The following is a 15,250-nucleotide window of genomic DNA, read 5'->3' as shown; positions in this document are numbered from 1 at the left end:
TCGCCGTTGAACTCCTGCGAGGTGAGAAGAGCGGGAGAGCGCTCTTACACCGTCGTCCCGTGAGTGTTCCCCTCAACTTCACCCGCTGTCAACGCCACAAATCGCCCATACATCCGTCCGGGCGCGCCTGGCTAGGGGCGCCGCCACCCGCTGCGGCACACGAACGTGCAGGTCAGAGTGATTGTTGTGGCGATGGTCAGAATCGCTGCCGGTGCCGGACATCTGTCCGAAACATCTCCCCGCCATCTCGCTCTGTGGGAGAGCGCTCTCCGAATGATACCGTCCACAGATGGTCGATTCATCGCCTCTTGCGAAGGAGCGGGCGACGCGATCCGTGACCCTCGAGGACGTCGCTCGGGTCGCGGGCGTCTCGCGCGCCACGGTCTCGCGCGTCGTCAACCAGCAGCGCCGCGTCGCGCCGGCGGTCCGCAAGTCCGTGATGGCGGCGGTCGAGGAGATCGGCTACGTGCCCAACCGGGCGGCCCGTTCGCTCGTCACCCGCAAGGCCGGCGCCGTCGTGGTCGTGGTCTCGGGGCTCGCGCCCGAGGACGACGACGGCTCGCACGTCGCGCGCATGTTCTCCGACCCGTTCTTCGGCCGCGTCGCCGGTGGCGTGGTGCGGGCGCTGCGGCCCCTCGACGTCCACCCGGTGCTGATGCTCGCCGACACGGTGCGCGCCCGCTCGCAGGTGCTCGCGTTCCTCGAGCACGGCAGCGCCGACGGCGCGCTCCTGGTCTCCACGCACGTGGACGACCCGCTGCCGGGACAGCTCGTCGAGCTCGGGAGGCCCGCGGTCGTCTTCGCCCGTCCCTCCGGTGACCTGCCCATCAGCTTCGTGGACGCCGGGAACGCGGACGGCGGTCGGCTCGCGGCGAAGCACCTGATCTCGCGCGGCCGACGGAACCTCGGCGTCGTCTCCGTCCACGGTCCGCTGAACATGCCGGCGCTCGGTGACCGCGTCCACGGGTTCCGGGACGGCGCCGCCCGTGAGGGCGTGGCCTACGTCGCGGCCTCGCCGGGCGACCTCTCGGTGGAGGGTGGTGACGCGGCCGTCCAGCAGCTCCTCGCCGATTCCCCGGACCTCGACGGCGTCTTCGCCTGCAACGACCTCATGGCGGTGGGCGCCATCCAGGCGCTGCGTCGTGCCGGCCGCCGGGTGCCGCAGGACGTCTCCGTCGTCGGGTTCGACGACAGCTCGATCGCGGCGCTCAGCGACCCGCCGCTGACGACGGTCCGCCAGCCCATCGAGGAGATGGCGGGTGAGATGGCGCACCTGCTCATGCAGCTCGTCGACGAGCCAGAGCGCCGCGTCATGTCCGCGGTGCTCGACCCGACGCTCGTGGAGCGCGACTCGGCCTGATCCGCGTCGTTCCCATCCCCATCCTCGAGGGCCTCGACGAACCGAGTCCTCGACTCCCCGGAAACCACGAACCCCGCAACCGCCTGAAGCTCAGAGGGTTGCGGGGATCGCTGGATCCGGCCGGGCGGTCAGGCCCTTCGCCGCCTGCGGCGGGGCTGCTGTCGAGACGCAGCCCCACCGCGGGCGGTGGTCACCCCAGGAGCTCCCACGGGCCCCACTGGTCACCGGGCGCCTGGTTGCGGGTCCACCACTTGGCGCGGTACGTCGCCCCGTCGTGCTCGACGACGTCGCCGCTCACGAAGACGCGAGACGCCGTCCACACCGCGGTGCCGTCGTCGGTCGTGGCGATCTCCTCCCAGGGGCCGTAGGCCGTGAGGCCGGGCTCCTGGTTCTGCGTCCACCACGATGCGCGGAAGACCCTGTCGCCCACGGTGACGAGGTCCCCGGTGAGGTAGACGGCGGACGCGTCCCATGCCGGGTGCGCGGGCTCCGTCGGCCCCTCCGTGACGTAGTGCTCCACGTAGCTCGGGATCGTCTCGACGCCGTCGGCCTTGTCGCCGACGCCGTTGATCACCGCCGCGAAGATGCCTTCGCCGCCGAGCGATACGACCGCCATGTGGTGCATCGAGACGCCCGGGGTGCGGGGCACCTCGAAGCCGCCGTCGACCGTGATCTCGTCCTCTTCCGTGTCGGACGTGAAGTTCGAGTAGGACCCGAGCCCCCACGCCTCGTGGGTCGTGACGTCGTCGGCCACCTTGTACGCCGCGTACCCGCGCACGTCGCCGTTCTGCCACGCCTCCTGGCTCGGGACGTCGTAGGGGAGCTCGTTCTGGTAGAAGATCGTGCGCCCCCGTTCCCGTTCCAGAGGGTGTTGTACTTCTGGTAGTGCTCCACGAAGAGCCCGTAGGCGGAGACCTCGTCACCGTTGACCACGAAGCCGTAGTCGGACGTGTTCTGGTCCCAGCCGATGCCCTCTCCGTGGTCCCCGCGCCACGACCACACGTGGTCGACGATCGTGTCGTCGGAGTTCACGATCATCGCCGTCTCGACCTTGCCGGCCACGGCGCCACCGACGCGCATGAACACGTCGTGGACCGAGATCGGGTTCGCCGAGTGGTCGGTGTGCGTGCCCTCGTCGCCCACCACGAACAACGCGGGGGACTCGTTGACGTCGGCGTCGAACAGGATGCCCGCGACCTCGACCCCGTCGACGTCGGCGACGTGCATGCCGACCTCGCCGTGCTCCGGGATGATCGTCGCGTAGCCGAGGCCCAGCACGATCGTGTCGGGGTTCGTGACCTCGATCGTCTCGTCCAGGCGGTACACGCCCGGCGTGAGGATCAGGTGCCGACCGGAGGCGAGCTCGGCGTTGATGGTCGCCGCCGAGTCGTCCGGGTCGGCCACGAAGAACTCGTCGATCGAGATCGACTCGCCCGCCGTGGACCCGTCGGCCCAGGTCGTGCCGGTGGTGCCGTCCCGCAGCTCGGGGACGAAGACGCGGTAGGCGCCGTCGTCGTCCGTGTAGAGGTACGGCTTCTCACGGATGACACCGGTGTGCTCGATGTCCGTGACCGGCGGCGTCGGCCAGGCGCCGGGCACCTCGACCGTGTCGCCGTTCTCGTCCGTGACCTCCGTGGTGCTCGGCAGCGTCCCCTCGGTGCCCGAGAACACCTGGTTCCACAGCGTCCCGTTCCACGCTCCGAACTCGCTGTCACGGGTGTACCACTGCTGCTGGGTCCAGGCGTTGATCTCGCCGTCGACCGCCGAGTCGGCCAGGTAGCCGCCCGACGCCCAGCCGTACCAGGAGGAGTGCACCGCGAGGTCACCCTCGACGTGCACGCGCCGCATCGGTGCCGCCTGCGCCACGCCCCAGCGGGCGTCCCCGGCGACCGAGAAGTTCTCGGCCGAGCGCCAGAAGTTCTGCGTGGCGTTCCCGTCGAACCAGATCGCGTCGACGGTCAGCCCGCCGAGCGCGACGTCGTCCGGGTCCTGTCCGAGCCCGTTGATCGACGTGTAGAAGCCGATCTCCGGGTTCACGTCGTAGGAGCCGGGCTCGAAGAGGAGCTGGTAGCGCCCCTCGCCGAACTGGTCGGTCTCCTGCTGGGCGTAGACGGTGTCGACGACCTTCTGGATGTACGCGTCCTCCATGTCGTCGGTGAACACGAGCGTGTTCTCGCCGAACAGGTCGGAGGTCGGCAGCTCGAGGTCGGGGACGTCGACCTCGGTCCCGTCCTCCACGAGGGCCTCGAGCTCGTAGAACGAGTACCCGTAGACGGTGGCGCGCTCGGTGCCCTCGAACCGCAGGTACCGGGTCCCGGCCGTGTCGACGTCGAAGGTCTCGACCAGCGCGCCGTCGCCGGAGCTGCCCGTGCCGTCGGTCACCGTGGCCAGCACGGTCCAGTCGTCGCCGTCCGAGGAGCCCGAGACCGTGTAGTCGGTCGCGTACGCACCCTCCCAACGGATCCGGACGCCGCAGAGCGCCTGCTCGACACCCAGGTCGACCTCGAACCACTGCGGGTCGCTGAACGCGGACTCCCAGCGGGTGTCGAGCTTGCCGTCGGCACCGAGCTTCGCCGTCCCCGAGGACGCCGTCGCGGTGCCGAGCGGTGAGACGTTGGTGTTGCACGTGCCGTTCGGCTCGCCGTCACCGCCGCCTCCGTTGACGCCGACGCCGTTGCTGTAGCGGACGACGTAGCCCGGAGCCGTCGTGCTGACCCGGTTGCCGAAGTCGTTCACGATGTGGTCGTAGACGCCCTCGCCGCCGAGGGAGACCGCGAGCACGTTGTTGAGGACGACCCCGTCGGTGTCGGGCACCTGGTAGGCGCCGTCGACCGTGATCTCGTCCTCTTCCGTGTCGGAGGTGAAGTTCGAGTACGACCCCATCGCGAACGCCTCGTGGGTCGTGACGTCGTCGGCCACCTTGTACGCCGCGTACCCGCGACGGTCGCCGTTCTGCCACGCCTCCTGGCTCGGGACGTCGTAGGCCAGCTCGTTCTGGTAGAAGATCGTGCGGCCCCCGTTCCCGTTCCAGACGGTGTTCTCCTTCTGGTAGTGCTCGACGAAGAGGCCGTAGGCCTGGACGTCGTCACCGTTGACCACGAAGCCGTAGTCCGAGGTGTTGAGGTCCCAGCCGATGCCCTCGCCGTGGTCACCGCGCCACGACCACACGTGGTCCACCACGGTGTCGTCGGAGTTGATGATCATGGCCGTCTCGACCTTGCCGGCCACGGCACCGCCGACGCGCATGAACACGTCGTGGACCGAGGTCGGGTTCGCGGAGTGGTCGGTGTGCGAGTCCTCGTCCCCGACGACCAGGAGGGCCGGCGACTCGTCGACCGCGGCGTCGAACAGGATGCCTGCGACCTGCACACCGCCGACGTCGGCGACCTGGAGACCTACTCCGCCGTGCTCGGGGATGATCGTCGCGTAGCCGAGGCCGAGCACGATCGTGTCGGGGTTCGTCACCTCGATCGTCTCGTCGAGGCGGTACACGCCCGGCGTGAGGATCAGGTGCCGACCGGAGGCGAGCTCGGCGTTGATGGTCGCCGCCGAGTCGTCCGGGTCGGCCACGAAGAACTCGTCGATCGAGATCGACTCGCCCGGCGTGGACCCGTCCTTCCACGTGGCACCGCGCGAGTCCTCCCGCGACGCCGGCACGAAGACGGCGTAGTCGCCGGCGTCGTCCGTGTAGAGGTAGGGCTTCTCCGCGAGGTCCCCGGTGGTGTCGAGGTCGACGACCTGGGTGCCCGGTCCGGTATGCGCCTCGGGCAGGTCGCCCTCGACGCCCGAGAACGTGTAGTTCCACAGGCCGCCGTCGAACGCGCCGAGCGTGCTGTCGCGGGTGTACCACTGCTGCTGGGCGTAGGCCTTGGCCGTGCCGTCGACCGTGGAGTCGGCCACGAACCCGCCCGACGCCCACCCGTACGACGACGAGTCGAACGCGATGTCGCCGAGGGCGTGGATGCGACGGAAGGGAGCGGCCTGCGCCACCGCCCAGCGCGAGTCCTCGGTGACCGAGAAGTTCTCGACCGAGCGCCAGAAGTTCTGGGTGGCGTTGCCGCCGAACCACTTGGCGTCGACGTTCAGCCCGCTGAGCCGGACGTCGTCCGGGTCCTGGCCGAGGCCGTTGACCGACGTGTAGAAGCCGACCTGCGGGACGACGTCGTAGTCACCGGGCTCGAAGAGGAACTGGTAGCGCCCCTCGCCGAACTGGTCGGTCTCCTGCTGCTCGTACGCACGGTCGAGCACCGACTGGATGTCGGCGTCGTCCATGTCGTCGGTGAAGACGATCGTGTTCCGGCCGAAGACGTCGCTCGTCGGGAACGGCGCGAGCTCACCCTCGGTGAGCACCTGGAACTCCCACATCGAGTGTCCCCACTCGGTCCCGCGGGCGATGCCCTGCCAGCGGACGTGCTGCACCGTGGCGGGCTCGTCGAAGGTGACGGTCTGCGCCCCTCCCGTGCCGCCGCGGACCTCCGCCGCGGTCTCCCACGTGGTGCCGTCGACCGAGACCTCGATGTCGAAGTCCTTGCCGTAGGCGCCCTCCCAGAGGATCTTCACGCCGCAGACCTCGTGGGTCTCGCCCAGGTCCACCTGGAGCCAGTCGGCGTCGCCGCCCCACTCGGTGCCCCAGCGGGTCTCGGCGTCGCCGTCGACCGCGAGCTCGGGTCCCTGTCCGCCGACGCTGGCGATGCCCGCGGTCGCCGTCGCGCCCACCGCGACGTTGTCGACGCACGCGATCGTGGGATCGCCGCTGCTGCCGCCGCCGTCGCCGCCATCGTCGCCTCCGCCGTCGCCCGGCGCGTCGCCGAACACGCGGAGCTCGTAGAGCGAGTAGCCCCACTCGGTCGCGCGGTTGATGCCCTGCATGCGGACGTACCGTCCGGTCGCCTCGGCGGCCAGCGTGTCGATCCCGCCGTCACCGTCGGTGACGGTGACGACGTCGGTCCAGGTCGCGCCGTCGTCCGACGTCTGGATCGCGTAGCTCGACGCGAACGCCGTCTCCCAGACGATCTGCACGGTGTGGAACGGGAGGCTCTCACCCAGGTCCACCTGGACCCACTGGTCGTCCGGGTCCTCGCCCTCGGCGGGGCCGCTCGACCAGCGGGTCGAGAGGTCGCCGTCGACGGCCATCGCACCGGAGTAGTTGGCGCCCCAGATCTGGAAGCTCGACTGGTCGGTCGGCTGCCCGTGCGCGAGGTCGACGCCGTCGACGGATTCCGTGACGACGTTCACCGACGCGGTCTCGATGCCGACGTTGCCCTGACCGTCCTCGGCGGTCACGTAGACCTTCCAGACGCCGGGGAACTCGGGAGCGGTGACCTCGAAGGTCCCGGCCGAGGTCTCGGTGAACTCCGCCTCGACGAGCGAGCCGTCGTTCGTGGCGTAGTTGCCCGAGTGGTAGACGGCGTAGGTGACGTCGTCCCCGTCGGGGTCGGTCGCCGTCGTGCTCACGGTGTAGGTCGCGCCGGCGGCCACGGCCGCGGAGTCGGGCACGTCGAGCGCGTCCAGCACCGGGGGAGTGTTCGTCGGGGCGTCGGCACCGTACATGTCCGCGATCGTGTAGTACCCGAGGCGGCGGTCGCCGCCGGTGAGCACGTTGAGCCACACGCCGCCGAAGTCGAACTCCGTGCCGTAGTGGAACATCGTCGCGCCGAGGGCCACGCCCTCGTGGTCCATCAGGCAGTCCCAGGAGTCCGCGTAGTTCTGCGCCTTGGCGACGTCGGAGGGCTCGAGCGGCACGCCGTTGGCGTCGTCGTCGACCTCCCACTCACCCGTGGGCCCGCCCTCGGTGAGGATGTACGGCAGGTCGTAGGAGTCACCGTCCCCAGCGGGACCGTCGACCCAGGCCTGCTGGATGTCGCAGACGGCGCCGTAGGAGTTGATCTGGAGCAGGTCCAGGTCGGGGGCGTACTCGTCGTAGAACGGCCACGCACCGACCCACGCGTCGGTGGAGCTCACCGGGTGGTTCGGGTCGATCTCGTGGATCGCGACCGCGGCGTCGTTGACGAACGTCGTGTACGCGGCCTGCTGCGCCTCGAGCTCATCACCCTCGTAGCAGTTGGTCAGGCCGAGGATCGACTCGTTGCCGACGCTCCACATGAGCACGCCGGGGTGGTCCTTGTACTCGGCGACCCAGGTCGTGATGTCGCTGAGGGACTGGGCCTTGTAGCCCTCGGCGTCCGTCACGTAGTCGGGGCAGCCGCCGCTGCCCGGGCCTCCGCCCGGCTGCAGCCAGAAGCCGGCGATGGTCCGGATGCCGTTGTCGGCCGCGGCGTCGAACAGCGTCTGCGACGAGGCGTCGGTGCCCCAGGTGCGGATCGTGTTGACGTTCATGTCGACCAGGTCGGGCATGCGCTCGGCGGCCTCGGGGACGCTCGGGCCCCAGGTCATGCCCCGGACCGTGTAGGGATCGCCCTCGACGAGCAGCTCCCACCGGTCGGTACCGGTCTCGACGACCTCGACGGTGGCGCCCGTGGGCTCCGCGGTGGGCTCGTCCGTCGGTTCGTCGGTCGGCTCGTCCGTCGGTTCGTCGGTCGGTTCGTCGGTCGGTTCGTCGGTGGGCTCGCCCGTCGACCCGGTCAGCGCACCGAAGACCCGGAACTCCCAGAGCGAGTAGCCGTACCCCGTGCCGCGTTCCGTGCCCTGGAGCCGGACGAAGCGTCCGGTCGTGTCGCCGTCGTCGTCGGCGGAGACCACGTCGTCCGCGCCGTCCCCGTCGGTGACCGTCGCGTACGTGTCCCACGCCGCGCCGTCGTCCGAGACCTGGACCAGGTATCCCTTGCCGAACGCGCCCTCCCAGTCGAGCTCGACCCGGTCGAGCGCGGCCTCGGCGCCGAGGTCGACCTGGATCCACTCGTCGTCGGTCGCCAGGCTGGACCAGCGCGACCCGGGGTTGCCGTCGAACGCCTCGCCGGGGTTCGTGGCGAGGTCCCACTGGGAGGACGAGGCGGTGGCGGGCTTGCCCTCGGACAGGAGCGTCGGGTCGTCGCCGTCGGCGGCGAAGGCGGCACCCGCGGGGACCGCGACCCCGGCGGCCGTCACGGCGAGCGCGGTCAGCGACGCCAGGCCTCTCCGGTGGCCGCGACGCCGGGGCGTCGGTGCGGATCTGGACGGAACGGTCATCGGTCCTCCTCAGGGCCGGTCGTCGTCGACCGGGGCGTCGTGGGCACGGCTTCGTGATCACGGATCCAGAGAGCGCTCTCTGGACGCTTACACAGTATTAAGTGTTACTGGGCTGTAAGGCAACGGCTGTGACCCGATCGTGAGGATCGGCGTGGTCGTCGGCGGTGCTGCATCGAGCTCGAGCCGGCTCGTCCGGCTCGTCCCGGCGGGGTCGTGCGCCCGCTGCTAGGTTGCGTCGGTGCCCACGTCGAAGCCCACGTCCCCGCGGAGCGAGCACGGTGGCCCCCCGCGTCGGACGGCGGCCGTCACCCTCGAGGACGTCGCGCGCTCGGCGGGGGTCTCGAGGGCCTCGGCGTCGCGCGTCGTCAACGGCAAGGCCGGGGTCGACCCCGAGATCGTCGCCGCCGTGCGCGGCGCGGTGGGCCGCCTCGGATACGCACCCAACCAGGCCGCCCGCTCGCTCGTGACGCGCCGGGCGGGGACCGTGCTGGTCGTCGTGTCCGGGGGCGGCGACGACGGCCCCGACGGGCCGTGGGGCCCGGGGCAGGTGCTCGCCGACCCGTTCTTCGGGCGGGTGATCGGCGGGCTCATGGGTTCGCTCCAGCCCCGGGACGTCCACCCGGTGCTCATGGTCGCGTCCTCCGAGGTGGAGCGGGAACGGGTCCTGTCGTACCTGCGGGAGGGCCGGGCCGACGGCGTCCTCGTCGTGTCCGGCCACGCCGGCGACCCCCTCCCCGGGCTGCTCGCCGCCTCCGGGGTGCCGACGGTGCTGTTCTCCCGTCCCGAGACGCCGATGCGGCTGAGCTACGTCGACGTCGCGAGCGAGCAGGGGGCGGCGCTCGCCGTCGACCGGCTGGTCGGGCGCGGGTGCGAGCGCATCGGGATCATCACCGGTCCGCTCGACGTCCCGGGCGCGGAGGACAGGCTGGCGGGGTTCCGCGAGGCGATGGCCCGCCACGGGTTCGGGTGGGCGCCGGTGGAGCGCGGGGCGTTCTCGCTGCCCTCCGGGCGCGAGTGCATGGCTCGGCTCATCGAGGAGCACCAGGTGGACGGGGTGTTCGCCTCCAACGACTACATGGCCGTCGGGGCCGTCCACGCCGCCGTCGAGGCGGGGCTGCGGGTGCCGGACGACGTCGCGGTCGTCGGGTTCGACGACGCGGCCCCGGCCGTGGTGTGCCGCCCGGCACTGACCACCGTGCGCCAGCCGGTCGAGGAGATGGCGGCCGAGATGGCACGGATCCTGCTCGACCTGCTGGCGGACCGGACTGCGACCCCGCGGTCGGCGATCTTCGACCCCGTGCTCGTGGTGCGCGACTCCGCCTGAGCCGTGGTGCGCGACTCGCCTGGGCGAGCCGCCTCAACGCGGGACGATCGGGCCGCAGGTCGTGTCCCCGGCGGCTGGCATCATGGCGGCATGGCAGCCACCACGCGATATCTCGCGGACGACACCCGGTACGACTCCATGACCTACCGCCGCTGCGGGCGCAGCGGGCTCGACCTGCCCGCGCTCTCGCTGGGCCTCTGGCACAACTTCGGCCACTTGAACCCGCTCGAGACGCAGCGCGCGACGCTGCGTCGCGCGTTCGACCTCGGCGTCACGCACTTCGACCTCGCGAACAACTACGGGCCCCCCGCAGGCTCGGCCGAGGAGAACTTCGGCCGCGTCCTGGCCGAGGACCTCGCGCCGTACCGCGACGAGCTGATCATCTCGTCCAAGGCCGGCTACGGGATGTGGCCCGGGCCGTACGGGGACTTCGGGTCCAAGAAGTACCTCGTGTCGTCGCTCGACCAGTCCCTGCAGCGCATGGGCCTCGACTACGTCGACATCTTCTACCACCACCGCCCGGACCCGGCGACGCCCCTCGAGGAGACCATGGGCGCGCTCCACCAGATCGTCCAGCAGGGCAAGGCGCTGTACGTCGGGGTCTCGAACTACTCGCCGGCGCGCACCCGCGAGGCGGCACGCGTCCTCGCCGACCTCGGCACGCCGCTGACGATCCACCAGCCGTCCTACTCGATGTTCAACCGGCACGTCGAGAACCCGATGCACGAGGACGCGTACGACGGGGTCCAGTCCGAGTCGCTGCTCGACGCGGTGGGCGACCTCGGGGTCGGCGTGATCGCCTTCTCCCCGCTGCAGCAGGGCCTGCTCACGGACCGCTACCTCTCGGGTGAGGCGCCGGCCGGGTCCCGGGCCGCGTCGTCCGACTCCCCGTTCCTGTCGTCGAAGAACCTGTCCGACGACTACCTCGAGCGGGTGCGGGCGCTGGACGAGATCGCGAAGGGTCGCGGGCAGACCCTGGCGCAGCTCGCGCTCGCATGGCTGCGTCGTGACGACCGGGTGACGTCGACGCTCGTCGGCGCGTCGAGCGTGCGCCAGCTCGAGAACACGGTCGCGTCCCTCGACGCGCCGGCGCTGACGGACGACGAGATCGCCGCGATCGAGCCGTACGCCGTGGACGGCACCGGGCGCTGACCCCGGGCACGCCGGCCGGCTCGTGACGGCGAGCCGGCCGGCGGCTCACGGCGTGACGTAGGCCCCGGGGTCGTCGAGCACGCCCTGGAGCGCGAGCCGCGCCGCCCCGCTGAGCGCTGCGTGCGACGCCACCGGCGCGCGCCGCACGTCGACCGGCGACCACGGCGTCGCCAGCACGCGGGCGTCGAGCTCCGCGCGGACGTGGGGCAGCAGCAGGTCGGCGAGGTCCGCGTAGAGCCCACCGAGGAGCACGGTGTCGACGTCGAAGAGGTTGACCGTCGCGGCCACGGCCTGCCCGAGCGCGGTGCCGGCGCGCGCGGCGGCTGCCCGGGCTGCGGTGTCCTCGCGGGTGAGCCGGTCGAGGAGGTCCGCAGCGCTCGCCGTGACCGGCAGTCCCACGGCCGTGCACAGCGCGTCCTTGCCCGAGTACTGCTCCAGGCAGCCGTGCGCGCCGCACCGGCACCGGGGCCCGGCCGGGTCCACGGCGACGTGCCCGATCTCCCCGCTCCAGCCGTGCCGGCCGAGGTACAGCTCGCCGTCGAGGACGATCGCGGCACCGATGCCGACCTCGCCGGAGACGTACAGGAACGACGTCGGGCCGCCCTTGCTGAGCTGCGCGACCCCGGCGAGGTTCGCCTCGTTGGCGATCTGTACGTCGAGGTCGTCGGGCAGGCCGAGGAGGGGTACGGGGTCCAGACCCGACCACCCGAGGTTCGGGGCGACCCGCAGGCGTCGTTCCCGCAGGTCGACGAGCCCGGGGAGGGCGAGTCGCGCGCCGACGGGGACCATGCCCTCCTGCCGGACGCTCGCGAGCAGGTCCCGGGCGAGGTTGCCGAGGCGCCCCAGCACCGCTGCCGGCGAGGCGTCGTGGAACTCGCCCGGCAGCACCGCCTCGGCGACGACGTCGCCGGTGAGGTCGAGGACCCGGCCGCCGATGTAGTCGACGTTCACCTCGAGGCCCAGCCCGACGACGGAGCGCGGCGCCGCGCTCAGGGGCACCGCTGGACGACCGGCGCCCTGGCTGGGGAGCGGCGCGAGCTCGGCGATCAGCCCGGCCCGCACGAGCTGGTCGACGAGCGTGGAGACCGTGGGGCGGGTGAGGCCGGTGGCGCGGGCGACCCAGGCGCGGGACGGCGGGCTGTCGGCACCGAGGATCGCGCGGAGCGCGAGGGCGAGGTTGTGCTCGCGCAGCGAGCCCTGGCGCGCGGCGGCACTGCGGTTCGTCGCCCCGCCCACGGCGCTCGGCGGGCGGGATCCCACGGGATCCTCCCGGACGTCCTCGTCCCCCTGGTGCGTGATCACGGGTTGACCCTATCGGGCCGGTCATTTATGTTTAACCGTACAACTAATCGGTCCGGAAGGATCCGGCCGGTGCAGCACCACTCGATGAGGAGAAGCTCGTGGCCAGCACGCAGGACATCAAGTACTCGTTCGGACTCTGGACCGTCGGCTGGAGCGCCACGGACCCGTTCGGCCCCTCGACCCGGCCCGAGCTGGACCCCGCCGAGTCCGTCCGCAAGCTCGCCGACCTCGGTGCGTGGGGCTTCACGTTCCACGACAACGACGTGTTCCCGTTCGGCACCGAGGGCGCCGACCGTCAGGCCCACATCGACTCCGTGAAGAAGGCCGCCGCCGACACCGGCATGGTCTGCGAGATGGTCACGACCAACACGTTCAGCCACCCGATCTTCAAGGACGGCGCGTTCACGTCGAACAACCGCGGGATCCGCCGCTACGGCCTGCGCAAGGTCCTCACGAACGTCGACCTGGCCGCCGACATGGGCGCCAGCACCTTCGTCATGTGGGGCGGGCGCGAGGGCACCGAGTACGACAACTCGAAGGACCTCAACGCCGCCCACGCGCGCTACGCCGAGGGCATCGACACCGTCGCCGCGTACATCAAGGACCGCGGGTACGACCTCAGGATCGCCCTCGAGCCCAAGCCGAACGAGCCCCGCGGCGACATCTTCCTGCCGACCATCGGGCACGCGATCGCCCTGATCGACTCGCTCGACAACGGCGACATCGTCGGCGTCAACCCCGAGACGGGCCACGAGCAGATGGCCGGCCTGAACTACACGCACGGCCTCGCGCTCGCCCTGCACCTGGGCAAGCTCTTCCACATCGACCTCAACGGCCAGCACGGCCCCCGCTACGACCAGGACCTCGTGTTCGGCCACGGCGACCTGCTCTCGGCGTTCTTCACGGTCGACATGCTCGAGAACGGGTTCCCCAACGGCGGACCCCGCTACGAGGGCCCGCGGCACTTCGACTACAAGCCGTCGCGCACCGAGTACCTCGACGGTGTCTGGGAGTCGGCCAAGGCCAACATGGAGACGTACTCCATGCTCGCCGCCAAGTCCGCGCAGTACCGCGCCGACAGCGAGGTCCAGGAGGCGTTCGCCCACGCCGGCCTCTTCGAGCTCGGCGAGCCGACCCTCGGCGGCGACGAGACCTTCGACTCGTTCCTCGCCGACCGCTCGGCCTACGAGGACTTCGACGTCGAGGGTGCGGCGACCCGCGACTACGGTCTGGTGCGGCTGCACCAGCTCGCGCTCAAGCACCTCATCGGCTGAGCAGGCACCACCGGCACCACCAGCACCACCAGCACCACCCGTCCCGCTCGTCCGCTCAGGGGTTGGACGTCGTCGCGCTCGTCGTGAGCGCCGGCGTCCGGCCCCGGAGCGGCGGGGCGGACGCCGCGCCACGTCGCTGACCGGACCTGACGCGGCCTGAGCCGACCTGACGCCCGACCTGCCCGACCCGACCGAACGCCCGCACAGACCCCGGAGCACCGATGCCCCTCGTCGCCGGCGTGGACTCGTCCACGCAGTCCTGCAAGATCGTCGTCCGCGATGCCGAGACCGGGGCGCTCGTCCGCTCCGGCACGGCACCGCACCCTGACGGCACCGAGGTCGACCCCGCCGCGTGGTGGGTCGCGTTCGGCGAGGCCTCGGCCGCGGCGGGCGGGCTCGACGACGTGGCGGCGATCGCGGTCGGCGGTCAGCAGCACGGCATGGTCGTGCTCGACGAGGACGGCGAGGTGATCCGGCCCGCGCTGCTGTGGAACGACACGCGCTCGGCCGACGCCGCGCTGGCCCTGATCTCCGAGCTCGGGGAGTCGACCGGGACGGCGGGGGAGCAGGCCTGGGCGGACGCCGTCGGCTCCGTCCTGGTCGCCTCGCTCACGGTCACGAAGCTGCGCTGGCTCGCCGACGCAGAGCCCGAGAACGCCGCCCGCATCGCGGCGGTCGCCCTGCCTCACGACTGGCTGACCTGGCGCATCGCGGGGTTCGGCCCGCGCAGCGAGGGCCTCGAGCCCGACCTGTCGGCGCTCGTCACGGACCGCTCCGACGCCTCGGGGACCGGCTACCTCGACGCCTCGGCCGACGGGGGAGCGGTGCGTACCGCCGCGACCTGCTGGGGCTCGCGCTGCGTCGCGGGGCGGCGGACGTCGACGCGATCGTGCTGCCCCGCGTCCTCGGCCCGGGGGAGTCCGGCGGGGTCGCGGCAGGGTCGGTCGCCGGGGCCCAGGTCGAGGGCGGCGCGCTGATCGGCCCCGGTGCGGGCGACAACGCCGGGGCCGCGCTCGGCCTCGGGATGGTCCCCGGCGACGTGGCGGTGTCGATCGGCACCTCGGGTGTCGTCTCCGCCATCGCGGCCGCGCAGACCGCCGACGGCACCGGGATGGTGACCGGCTTCGCGGACGCCACCGGTGCGTACCTGCCGCTCGCGTGCACCCTCAACGCCAGCCGGGTGCTCGACGCCGCCCGTCGCGTGCTCGGCGTCGACCACGCGGGCCTCTCCCGCCTCGCGCTCCAGGCGCCCGCCGGCTCCGACGGACTCGTCCTCGTCCCGTACCTGGAGGGCGAGCGCACCCCGAACCGCCCCGACGCCACGGGCACGCTGCACGGGCTGCGGCTCGGCAACACGACCCCTGCCCACGTCGCGCGGGCGCACGTCGAGGGCATGCTCTGCGGCCTGGCCGACGGCCTCGACGCCCTGCGCGACCTCGGCGTCGCCGTCGATCGCCTCGTGCTCATCGGCGGCGGTGCCCAGTCGGAGGCCGTGCGGCGCATCGCGCCCCAGGTCTTCGGCATGCCCGTCACGGTCCCGGAGCCCGGGGAGTACGTGGCGGACGGCGCGGCCCGCCAGGCCGCCTGGGTGCTGTCGGGCGAGGCGTCGGCGCCGCGGTGGACGACGTCGTCCGCCACGGTCTACGAGGCGGAGGGCGAGCCCGTGGTCCGCGAGCAGTACGCGGCGGTGCGCGACCTGGTCTGACGGTCCGG

General features: G+C 71.8%; 7 protein-coding genes and 1 pseudogene. 5 read left to right on the top strand and 3 right to left on the bottom strand.

All coding sequences use genetic code 11. The features are described from left to right. Window positions 1-289: 289 nt before the first annotated feature. Window positions 290-1,360, top strand: a complete 1,071-nt coding sequence (locus QUE47_RS03125) for a LacI family DNA-binding transcriptional regulator (RefSeq protein WP_286218521.1) — start codon at window positions 290-292, stop codon at window positions 1,358-1,360. A 190-nt stretch (window positions 1,361-1,550) separates the two neighbouring features. Here the strand turns inward: QUE47_RS03125 and QUE47_RS03120 are convergent, their stop codons facing one another. Together QUE47_RS03120 and QUE47_RS03115 are read right to left on the bottom strand one after the other, a co-directional pair. Then, the gene (locus QUE47_RS03120) at window positions 1,551-1,976 is read right to left on the bottom strand and encodes a carbohydrate-binding protein (RefSeq protein WP_286218520.1); all 426 of its coding nucleotides are present in this window, start codon (window positions 1,974-1,976) and stop codon (window positions 1,551-1,553) included. Beyond that, entirely contained in the window at window positions 1,931-8,485 is a 6,555-nt protein-coding gene (locus QUE47_RS03115; protein ID WP_286218519.1) for a pectate lyase-like domain-containing protein, read from the bottom strand. The genes QUE47_RS03120 and QUE47_RS03115 overlap by 46 nt, the downstream gene beginning before the upstream one ends. Window positions 8,486-8,723: 238 nt before the next feature. Between QUE47_RS03115 and QUE47_RS03110 the strand changes: the two genes are divergently transcribed. Together QUE47_RS03110 and QUE47_RS03105 are read left to right on the top strand one after the other, a co-directional pair. Next, the gene (locus QUE47_RS03110; RefSeq protein ID WP_286218518.1) at window positions 8,724-9,809 is read left to right on the top strand and encodes a LacI family DNA-binding transcriptional regulator; all 1,086 of its coding nucleotides are present in this window, start codon (window positions 8,724-8,726) and stop codon (window positions 9,807-9,809) included. Between the two features lie 90 nt (window positions 9,810-9,899). Beyond that, complete coding sequence (locus QUE47_RS03105) at window positions 9,900-10,961, top strand: aldo/keto reductase (RefSeq protein ID WP_286218517.1); 1,062 nt, start codon at window positions 9,900-9,902, stop codon at window positions 10,959-10,961. A 45-nt stretch (window positions 10,962-11,006) separates the two neighbouring features. On the opposite strand, the gene QUE47_RS03100 is transcribed toward QUE47_RS03105, so the two are convergent. Further along, window positions 11,007-12,263: an ROK family transcriptional regulator gene (locus tag QUE47_RS03100; protein ID WP_286218516.1), complete on the bottom strand. Its 1,257-nt coding sequence runs from the start codon at window positions 12,261-12,263 to the stop codon at window positions 11,007-11,009. Between the two features lie 98 nt (window positions 12,264-12,361). On the opposite strand from QUE47_RS03100, the gene xylA reads away from it, so the two are divergent. Both xylA and QUE47_RS03090 read left to right on the top strand, forming a co-directional pair. Continuing rightward, a complete protein-coding gene (gene xylA / locus QUE47_RS03095) occupies window positions 12,362-13,537 on the top strand; it encodes a xylose isomerase (protein WP_286218515.1) in 1,176 nt (391 codons plus the stop codon). 221 nt (window positions 13,538-13,758) lie between these two features. Further along, window positions 13,759-15,242 (top strand): annotated as a pseudogene (locus tag QUE47_RS03090) (xylulokinase). Window positions 15,243-15,250 lie beyond the last annotated feature (8 nt).

The organism is Paraoerskovia sediminicola (assembly GCF_030296575.1).
Classification (GTDB): Bacteria; Actinomycetota; Actinomycetes; order Actinomycetales; family Cellulomonadaceae; genus Paraoerskovia; species Paraoerskovia sediminicola.
Note: the sequence above shows the minus strand (reverse complement) of the source record. Positions and strands in the feature narration are given on the sequence as shown.

Bases quoted from the DNA above. Each gene is read 5' to 3' on its own strand.
- QUE47_RS03120 (WP_286218520.1), bottom strand. From the start codon at position 1,976: ATGGCGGTCGTATCGCTCGGCGGCGAAGGCATCTTCGCGGCGGTGATC.
- QUE47_RS03115 (WP_286218519.1), bottom strand. From the start codon at position 8,485: ATGACCGTTCCGTCCAGATCCGCACCGACGCCCCGGCGTCGCGGCCAC.
- QUE47_RS03125 (WP_286218521.1), top strand. From the start codon at position 290: ATGGTCGATTCATCGCCTCTTGCGAAGGAGCGGGCGACGCGATCCGTG.
- QUE47_RS03105 (WP_286218517.1), top strand. From the start codon at position 9,900: ATGGCAGCCACCACGCGATATCTCGCGGACGACACCCGGTACGACTCC.